Annotated in this window: 12 protein-coding genes; 9 read left to right on the forward strand and 3 right to left on the reverse strand. The window is 43.2% G+C overall.

Going from position 1 to position 7,775, the window contains the following annotated elements; all coding sequences use genetic code 11:
• The coding region (locus G395_RS0126885; protein ID WP_026632837.1) for a transposase at positions 1–274 on the reverse strand (274 nt) is incomplete at its 3' end.
• Between the two features lie 609 nt (positions 275–883).
• Between G395_RS0126885 and G395_RS0126890 the strand changes: the two genes are divergently transcribed.
• Positions 884–1,297 (forward strand): hypothetical protein, encoded by a 414-nt coding sequence (locus tag G395_RS0126890; RefSeq protein WP_169720103.1) that lies wholly within the window; start codon positions 884–886, stop codon positions 1,295–1,297.
• Between the two features lie 60 nt (positions 1,298–1,357).
• The gene (locus tag G395_RS0126895) at positions 1,358–1,741 is read left to right on the forward strand and encodes a S26 family signal peptidase (RefSeq protein WP_026632839.1); all 384 of its coding nucleotides are present in this window, start codon (positions 1,358–1,360) and stop codon (positions 1,739–1,741) included.
• A gap of 49 nt (positions 1,742–1,790) precedes the next feature.
• Here the strand turns inward: G395_RS0126895 and G395_RS0126900 are convergent, their stop codons facing one another.
• A complete protein-coding gene (locus tag G395_RS0126900) occupies positions 1,791–2,168 on the reverse strand; it encodes a hypothetical protein (RefSeq protein ID WP_051350437.1) in 378 nt (125 codons plus the stop codon).
• A gap of 6 nt (positions 2,169–2,174) precedes the next feature.
• Positions 2,175–2,474, reverse strand: coding sequence for a hypothetical protein (locus tag G395_RS0126905; protein ID WP_157486847.1), 300 nt, complete (start codon positions 2,472–2,474; stop codon positions 2,175–2,177).
• Positions 2,475–2,649: 175 nt separating this feature from the next.
• On the opposite strand from G395_RS0126905, the gene G395_RS0126910 reads away from it, so the two are divergent.
• The 7 genes from G395_RS0126910 to G395_RS0126940 all read left to right on the forward strand — a co-directional run bounded on the left by G395_RS0126910 (position 2,650) and on the right by G395_RS0126940 (position 7,695).
• A complete protein-coding gene (locus G395_RS0126910) occupies positions 2,650–3,648 on the forward strand; it encodes a TolB family protein (protein ID WP_051350438.1) in 999 nt (332 codons plus the stop codon).
• A gap of 446 nt (positions 3,649–4,094) precedes the next feature.
• Positions 4,095–4,436, forward strand: coding sequence for a helix-turn-helix domain-containing protein (locus tag G395_RS0126920; RefSeq protein WP_035362189.1), 342 nt, complete (start codon positions 4,095–4,097; stop codon positions 4,434–4,436).
• An 11-nt stretch (positions 4,437–4,447) separates the two neighbouring features.
• A complete protein-coding gene (locus tag G395_RS0126925; RefSeq protein WP_211237813.1) occupies positions 4,448–5,677 on the forward strand; it encodes a primase-helicase family protein in 1,230 nt (409 codons plus the stop codon).
• Positions 5,678–5,918: 241 nt separating this feature from the next.
• Positions 5,919–6,596: a DUF8464 domain-containing protein gene (locus G395_RS32480; protein ID WP_051350440.1), complete on the forward strand. Its 678-nt coding sequence runs from the start codon at positions 5,919–5,921 to the stop codon at positions 6,594–6,596.
• 25 nt (positions 6,597–6,621) lie between these two features.
• Positions 6,622–6,864: a toprim domain-containing protein gene (locus G395_RS32485; protein WP_051350441.1), complete on the forward strand. Its 243-nt coding sequence runs from the start codon at positions 6,622–6,624 to the stop codon at positions 6,862–6,864.
• Positions 6,865–6,986: 122 nt separating this feature from the next.
• Positions 6,987–7,364 (forward strand): plasmid mobilization protein, encoded by a 378-nt coding sequence (locus tag G395_RS0126935; protein WP_169720104.1) that lies wholly within the window; start codon positions 6,987–6,989, stop codon positions 7,362–7,364.
• Entirely contained in the window at positions 7,354–7,695 is a 342-nt protein-coding gene (locus G395_RS0126940; protein WP_026632846.1) for a relaxase/mobilization nuclease domain-containing protein, read from the forward strand. The genes G395_RS0126935 and G395_RS0126940 overlap by 11 nt, the downstream gene beginning before the upstream one ends.
• The last annotated feature ends 80 nt before the right edge of the window (positions 7,696–7,775 follow it).

Raw genomic sequence — 7,775 nt, forward strand, 5'->3', positions numbered from 1 at the left:
AGACTTTTTTTAGGAAATCGACTTGTACTTGAAGTTCCCCGATCTTTGAGTATAGATCCTTTTCCTTGCAGTTTTCTGCTTCGCTAGCAGCAGGCTGCTCTTTGCTGAATACCAACTCGGCATTCTCAAGAAACTCGCGTTTCCAAGCTGTGATCTGAGTCGGATGAATCTCATACTTGGATGCCAAGTCCTGTACGGTGCTGACCTCCTTGATGGCCTCAATAGCCACTTTTGCTTTGAAGCTTGCGCTGAATTTTCTGCGTTCCTTTTTCATAGTCAACTACTAAGTTAAAAATTTAAGTAGCTGTCCAGATATTCGGGAGTATTATAAACTGATCAGGGAGATTACATCCTCCCCACCGCACATCACTATTCTGTGGTATCAATTGGGTACCAACAAGTAGTCCACCACTCATTTGAACGATTACAGGCGCGTCAACTATGTGTTGCCCCCGTCTTAAACCTTTAAACTCAGAATAACATCTAGCGCCGAAGGGCTAATCTTGTCTTCCTTACAGCTTAGTAAAGCCAACACGAATGCAAGAGACACTAAATAGCGGATCATACTTCTGTTATTTTAGAGAATTAATCAAATATTAGGAGGCCATCAAGTCTGTTATTTTACAGACTCTTTTGGAAGGAGATTCGTTGGGATCCTATCTAATGGTTCACACGTCAACCGATACGCTCGTCAACATTATTATGCATCCAAAATATCCGACGTTTCGTGCGATAGGTATCGCAATTACAAAAATGAATATGATTTCAAGTAATACTTATAAGGTTACAACTATTTAAATGATTTCTGAATCTTTCAAAGGGTAGTCTTCTCAGATCAAAATCATACAACAATTCTTATATGTGTCTCAAAATAGCCCGATTCATGTTAATGCTTGTGATTGTATGTTTTCTCAATATTCAATGCAAAGATCCTGATAAACAGGCGGGTCCATGCGATTGCGAGAGTGAAACAGTTAGGAAAGAAATGAAAAACATTGAAGCCGTTGTGGTTTATCGTATCGGCAACCAACCTCCCGGTGGTAACCAAGGTCCTGATCAGTATATACTAAGTACTGAAACATTGGATTTCGACGGAGCGTCATACAGTATTGGGGAGAATTTATTAGTTCCTTGTGGAGATTCACTGTCCGTACCGGTTGAGTTCAGAAAACAGAGTTTAAGGGTCATGGTATCTTATAAGCGTAAGGAATGTTATGGTGCCCTGACCTCACCAGACATGCACGGAGCCTATGGCTATTATATCGATTTGACTGCCATTAGGGCGAAGACTCCATAATAATATCTTAGTCTCGAAAGAAGGTTTTTCAGATTAAAGCCCACGTAAACATTTAATACCATGTGCAGCCAAATCCCAGTATTGCTTTTTACTTTATTTTTATCTGTTTCGCTGACCGCATGTGTCGATGAGGGCGACGACGTTGCAGTGAACTGTACAGAAGAATTTAGATCTTCGAGATTGCATGTACCCGGTGACCCGTTGACTGAATCGTACACGATCCGGATGTCTACCGCAGACACTATCAAATACAATTCGGACCTGAGCTCCGGCTACTACATTGTGCTAAATGATCACTACCAACCTAATCTCGAAAATCAGCAGGACAGTTTCCGTTTTATCGGCAAAAGAGGCAATGACGTAGTCGTTAGAGAGGATTATGTGTTCAAGGCTGATCATTGTCACATTACCAAGGTGAGCGGCAAAGACGTTATCGTATGGTAGTTGGTTCAAGGTCCTGGCCTCATTGTATGCTTACGGTTCTCAACTTATGTTATGGCCACATCTTGGTTCCATATAGGACTTTGACCTCTATTCGCTTGGCACGATAATCACTAATTGCCTGTGGAGACTGTAAATCGAGTTTTACTCCACTACACAAATGTTGGTGAATGTTCGTAGAACTAAAAAGGCTATTCTGAACCTCAATTACCTGGTTCCCATTGTATTCGTATAAGACAATTCCATTTACTCCCGGTCCACCAAGAAATGATTTAAATTCATCATTCAGCCATTTTAAGTTGTTTATGGGATCTGCAACTCCACATACAATATCCGCTTCTTGAACAGGCTCATCGCTTTTGCAGTTTGTTATCACAAACAAAACGGATATTAAGAAAATTGGCCAGAAAAATTTTGATAGATATTTCATAATGCTCTATTTTCGGTCACGTATTGACGAAATGATAATCCACCTATTATGGATTTTAAGCCCTTCACTTTCGTCTTTCTTATAGCGAATCCAAACAGGTGTGTTTTCTTTGTTGTAGGGTGCAACAACATCAGCGCGATACCTGGCTGAATCGACTTGAACAAACCAGCCGCCACATCCACCACACATCGTATAATCCACATTTACAATAACAGCAGCTTTTTCCTCCGGTTGAACTTTCGAGCAGCCTGTTAAGCCAATAATTGCTGTCAGAATTCCCACAATTACTAGGATAGACTTATTCATAATGCCGATCGGTTTATAAAGCACAGACCACAATTCGGCCTAAATGGTTGCAAAGCAGCCTATATCGGTATTTACTTGCGTTCTCAGTTTTCATACAATATCTTTTCCAACTAAAACTAATTGCGGCTTGTCATAGATTTTTATCTTAGGCTACTCAAGTTTACTTACAAACGGTATGAAAAAATCATCTTTACTCGTTACAATCTTTTTGTGCACCGCCTGCTGGCCTGAAAATGTAATCGACGGGGACAGAAACGGTAAATTTCTTAGCGAAGTCGTCCCCCTTGACGAATTCAACTCTGAATTTGATGATTATAATTCCAACTTGCCCTCTAACAAGTCGGGGCAAACACACCTCGTTTTTTCTTCCAAAAGAGACAAGAAAGAATTTTTGAACCTAGTTTATTTCCCGGCGCAATTCACTTATGATAAGCACCTGGGACTGGAGAAATCAAACAAAGCAGTCAATTACGATTATCTGGGAGAATTCTCTGCCACAGATGCACTTGCATGGCGAGCGAATGGTGATTTTAATGTTTACGGACCAAAAACGTTGTCTTTCAGGTATGATTTGAACACATACGGCGATGTGAAGGATTTTATGCTCTTTTATGCCGACGATTCAGAAGGAAATATGGAGATCAAATACCTAATCAAGAATAATAGTGAAGGTCCTTTTAAATTTGATCTTCTCAACTCCTCAAAAGATGATGGTTATCCAAGTTTTTCAAGGCTAGGTGATAAAATCTATTTTAGCTCGAACCGCGATGGGAGTTTTGACATTTATGAACTATCAATCCCCAGAACGGAAAATGAAAATGTTACACTAGAAAGCCTGATAAACCCAAAAAAATATACACTGAGGAAGGTGGAAGAACTATCAAGTGCCAGCGACGATAAATGTCCTTACTTTCAAGATAACATGATGGTATTTGTATCCGACAGGCCAGGCGGCAAGGGCGGGCAAGACATTTACTACGCTAGATATGAGAATGGGAAATGGTCTGCTCCTGTGAATGCCGGAGACCGGATCAATACGGCACATAATGAGTATCGTCCAATCATTCCTGCATTAAACAATTTCTCCTATCGCCTAACGCTATTCTCGTCGGACAGACCTGGTGGTAAAGGCGGTTACGATTTGTATATGAGCGGGCTTACAGAAAATTGGTAATCTATTCCTAAGTCGGATCAAAGTTACCATAGTTCAAAGAAGCACGACACCCGTTGTTTCGAAATGGTGTCAACGTAACTGTGGCAACTAGCATTGACAATATATTGCTTCATTTGATTCTCTTGCGCTATGTGGAAAAATTAGTGCGGGAGAATTAATGCATTCTAAATCCGAAACCTCTCTTTTTCTGCTGCTCCTACCGGGGCTTTTTTCAGCCTGCTGCACCAGCTCTTTTCTTTTCCTTTTTGTGCTTCTCAAAAGGAGGGCTCTGCTCTTTGGCTTGTTGGGCGCGGTGGCGAATCATATCAGCACTCCGCATTGCGGTCTCTAGCAGTAAAAAAAATCAATAAATATCGGTAGGTAAGGGTATGGTAACACGGCTTCCTCCTTGTAACCCACCAAACCAAGCACATAACATTGCGGTATCAACCAAAAAAGCAATTGTTATGGAGCAATACTCATTTGACCAGCTGCCCCGCGCAGTTTCTGAGCTTCACCAGAAGCTGGACAGCATCCAAGACCTTCTGTTAGAGTCTCGACAAGCCGTTCCGCAAGCCATCGAGCTCATGACGATTTCCCAAGCGGCTGAGTTTCTTAAGCTTTCCGTGCAGACGCTTTATGGCAAAGTCTGCCACCGTGAAATCCCAGTGAGCAAGAAGGGCAAAAGGCTTTACTTCTACAAATCCGAACTAGAAGAATGGATCAAGTCTGGAAAGAAGAAAACAATGAATGAAATCCGGGAGCAACTCCCTTCTTTGGTCGGCACGCGCAAAGGAAGACTTCGCTAAGCTATTCCTAAATGATGTCAGCCAACAACTATCCGTTGAACCTGCCAGGCAGCTATATACGGGTGCAGACCGGCTATTACAAAAAGTGTATGCAGCCGACTGTCAGCAAGGATTTTATGGAAATGTGGATCCCATGGTCGGCCGAAATGCTAAGGCAGGACCTTGAACCAAGCCAGATTAAAAAGATCAGAAAGTTTGATGGTTTCTGCTGCGTGCCCGATCATCTGGAATACAAAGAGATTGTCGGAAACTTTTACAATCTCTACCACCGGCTGGAAGCGAACCCTGAGCCAGGAGACCCGTCTGTTACGCTCGGGTTTATACGCCATATTTTCGGGGAGCAGTTTGAGCTGGGTCTGGACTATCTGAGCCTTCTTTACCAAAGACCAACTCAAAAGCTTCCGGTCCTTTGTCTGGTCTCCAAAGAACGCAAAACTGGCAAGACGACTTTTCTGAACTTTCTAAAAATGATCTTTGGAAAGAACATGACTTTTAACGGCAACAGTGATTTCCGCTCGCAGTTTAATTCCGACTGGATGAACACCTTGATCATTGCCGTCGATGAGGTGCTACTAGACCGAAGAGAGGATTCAGAAAAGATCAAGAACTTGAGCACTGCCCGGAATTCCAAGGTAGAAGCCAAAGGCAAGGACCGGAAGGAAACTGAGTTTTTCGGCAAGTTTGTCCTATGCTCCAACAATGAGGAAAACTTCATTGTCATTGATCCGGCCGAAACCCGGTATTGGGTGCGTAAGGTGCCAGTGCTGCCCTCGGAAAATATCCATTTGCTGGATCTAATGGCAAGCGAACTTCCTGCATTTCTGCATTTTCTTATCTCACGAAATCTGTCGGTCCCGATTGCGCAAACCAGGATGTGGTTTGCTGAGCGGCAAATCCGCACGGATGCATTGATGCGCGTTATCCGAAACAACCGCAACCGGCTGGAAACGGAAATGCTGTTTATCCTTCGTGAGATCTTTGAGAACACGGGCATCACCAAGCTCGAATTCACCAATAAGGACATGCTTGAACTTTTGAAGCGGAATATGCCAAGGCTTACCCGCCAGCAGGTATCCAACGTGCTACAAAATGATTGGGGGTTGAAGCCCGTAGCAAACAGTTTAAACTACCAGACCTATTTGTACAACAGCTGCAATGACCTTGCCGCCGTGCATTCAACCGGCAGGTATTACAGTGTTTCTATGGACTGGATTAGCCAAAAGTTTGATGAGGGGCTATAAAATATTACCTAACCAGCTAAATGTCAGCACGTAACATGCTCATCAAAGTATCCTATTTTATGATGAGGTATGATGAGCACGATGAGAAAACTCATCATGGCGAATATGCTTGATGAGGCTTTGATGAGTCCTTAACTTATATCATTATCAATTATTTATATCCATTTCTCATCGTCTCATCATAAAAACGGCTTCTACCAGCCTGCTTAAAACAGGTGTTTGCTTATCAAAAAATAAAACCATGAATATCAAGCAATTAAACCAGCTACCCATCACTGATTTGTTAAGTAAAATCGGTGTTGAGCCTAGCTATAAAAGGGGTGAAAGTCAATGGTACATCTCGCCTATCCGCGAGCCAGAGCATTCCCCATTGTTTAAAGTGAATACAGTTATTAATCGATGGTATGACTACGCCATTATGCAGGGCGGGAAGTTATTTGACTTGGCCGAAAGGCTCTATCCCAACCAGGATGCAAGTAGCCTAATTGAAAAGATAAATGACCTTTTTCTCTTTGAACAGCAATTGCCGAATCCCTCATTGACTGCCAAACCTATATGGCAAAGCGTTACCGAAAAACCAGTCCATGCTGCTGCTTTCACTATCAACGAAGTTAAGCCCTTAGGCAATAACCCAGCGATAACCAGCTATCTGGAAGGCCGGGCTATTCCGCTTGACCTTGCAAAGCCCTATTGTAAGGAAGTGTATTATCAGCTGGAAGACAAACAGTACTTCGCCGCAGGATTTGAAAACAGGTCGGGTGGTTATGAGCTTAGAAATCCTTATTTCAAAGGCTCATCTTCTCCCAAGGATATTACCCACATTGAAAATGGGGCAAAGTCCATTTGCGTGGTGGAAGGGTTTATGGATTTTCTTTCCTTGCTCACCCTGCAAAAAAAAAATCCATCCGATCCGCAGTGATTTTCTGGTGCTCAACTCGGTGGGAATGGCAGACAGGAGCCTGGATATTTTAGAAAGCTATCGCAGCATTTTCCTGTATTTGGACCATGACAGTGCTGGTAGAAAGACGCAGGAAAAATACGAGTCGGCAGGGCTTAAAACAGTTGATGCCTCTATTATTTACAAGCAGTTCAAGGATGTCAATGACTATTTAATAAGCCAGAAATCAAGACAAAAAGAACTGAAAAAGCAGCAGACTTTCAAGAAGTCTGGCGGGCTGCATTTGTAAAGTCATCAGAGAGCAAGTTTGTGTTTTCGCTTCGCAAAAACCCGTCCCGCTCCCGCGTGACTGAAACTTGCCCTTTTCTCCCGTTGGTCGCAAAAGGTTTAAAACAGATAATGGAATGTGAGATGGAAAAGACAGAAATCAAAGACCAAAAGCTCTATAACCCCAAAGGCGGCAGGCCACCAAAAAAAGTAAAACGGCAGAGCCAACTCATGGTCAGGCTGAGTGAAACGGAGCGCTTTCTGATCGAAGAAAAAGCAAAAGATGCCGGAATGAAACCAAGTGCCTGGTTTAGGCAGGCTGCCAAAAAAGCGAAGGTCTTAGCAAGGCTAAAACCTGATGACCTCAGGCATCTGCGGACACTGACCGGCGTGGCCAATAACCTGAACCAGCTCACGCACCTTGCCCATAAGGAAGGGTTGACATTCATCCGGCAATCTTGCAAAGAGCTGCTTTTACAAATCGATTTGATCTTAAAAAAGCTCGGACGTGATGATCGGTAAGGTAACGATTGGCAGCAGCTTCGGCGGTGTGATCAGGTATGCGATGCAAAAGAAGGAGGCAAGTTTGCTAATGGCCGAAGGTGTGAGAACGGGTGAAGTTGGGTCCATGATCGAGGATTTCAATATGCAAAGGAGACTAAACCCTGACCTAACAAAGGCAGTCGGGCATATCTCGCTGAGTTGGAGCAAGCAGGACCAAGCCCGGCTAACACCTGCGATTATGAAGCAGCGTTCATTGGAATATATGGAAAAGATGAAGATCACTGGTACGCAGTTCATCCTGGTCGAGCACCGGGACAAAAACCATCCACATCTGCATGTGCGCCCATAAGGGCATATAGTAAATAGAACATTAGCAAGTTCTTTGACAAGCGTTTAGACGTCAATTATCAGCCGACTTATCTGAAAGGG

The sequence above is a fragment of the Dyadobacter alkalitolerans DSM 23607 genome (assembly GCF_000428845.1).
GTDB lineage: Bacteria > Bacteroidota > Bacteroidia > Cytophagales > Spirosomataceae > Dyadobacter > Dyadobacter alkalitolerans.

Excerpts from the sequence above, each read along its gene's own strand:
- G395_RS0126890 (WP_169720103.1), top strand. The coding sequence starts at position 884 with ATGTTAATGCTTGTGATTGTATGTTTTCTCAATATTCAATGCAAAGAT.
- G395_RS0126895 (WP_026632839.1), top strand. The coding sequence starts at position 1,358 with ATGTGCAGCCAAATCCCAGTATTGCTTTTTACTTTATTTTTATCTGTT.
- G395_RS0126900 (WP_051350437.1), bottom strand. The coding sequence starts at position 2,168 with ATGAAATATCTATCAAAATTTTTCTGGCCAATTTTCTTAATATCCGTT.
- G395_RS0126905 (WP_157486847.1), bottom strand. The coding sequence starts at position 2,474 with ATGAATAAGTCTATCCTAGTAATTGTGGGAATTCTGACAGCAATTATT.
- G395_RS0126910 (WP_051350438.1), top strand. The coding sequence starts at position 2,650 with ATGAAAAAATCATCTTTACTCGTTACAATCTTTTTGTGCACCGCCTGC.
- G395_RS0126920 (WP_035362189.1), top strand. The coding sequence starts at position 4,095 with ATGGAGCAATACTCATTTGACCAGCTGCCCCGCGCAGTTTCTGAGCTT.
- G395_RS0126925 (WP_211237813.1), top strand. The coding sequence starts at position 4,448 with ATGATGTCAGCCAACAACTATCCGTTGAACCTGCCAGGCAGCTATATA.
- G395_RS32480 (WP_051350440.1), top strand. The coding sequence starts at position 5,919 with ATGAATATCAAGCAATTAAACCAGCTACCCATCACTGATTTGTTAAGT.
- G395_RS32485 (WP_051350441.1), top strand. The coding sequence starts at position 6,622 with ATGGCAGACAGGAGCCTGGATATTTTAGAAAGCTATCGCAGCATTTTC.
- G395_RS0126935 (WP_169720104.1), top strand. The coding sequence starts at position 6,987 with ATGGAAAAGACAGAAATCAAAGACCAAAAGCTCTATAACCCCAAAGGC.
- G395_RS0126940 (WP_026632846.1), top strand. The coding sequence starts at position 7,354 with ATGATCGGTAAGGTAACGATTGGCAGCAGCTTCGGCGGTGTGATCAGG.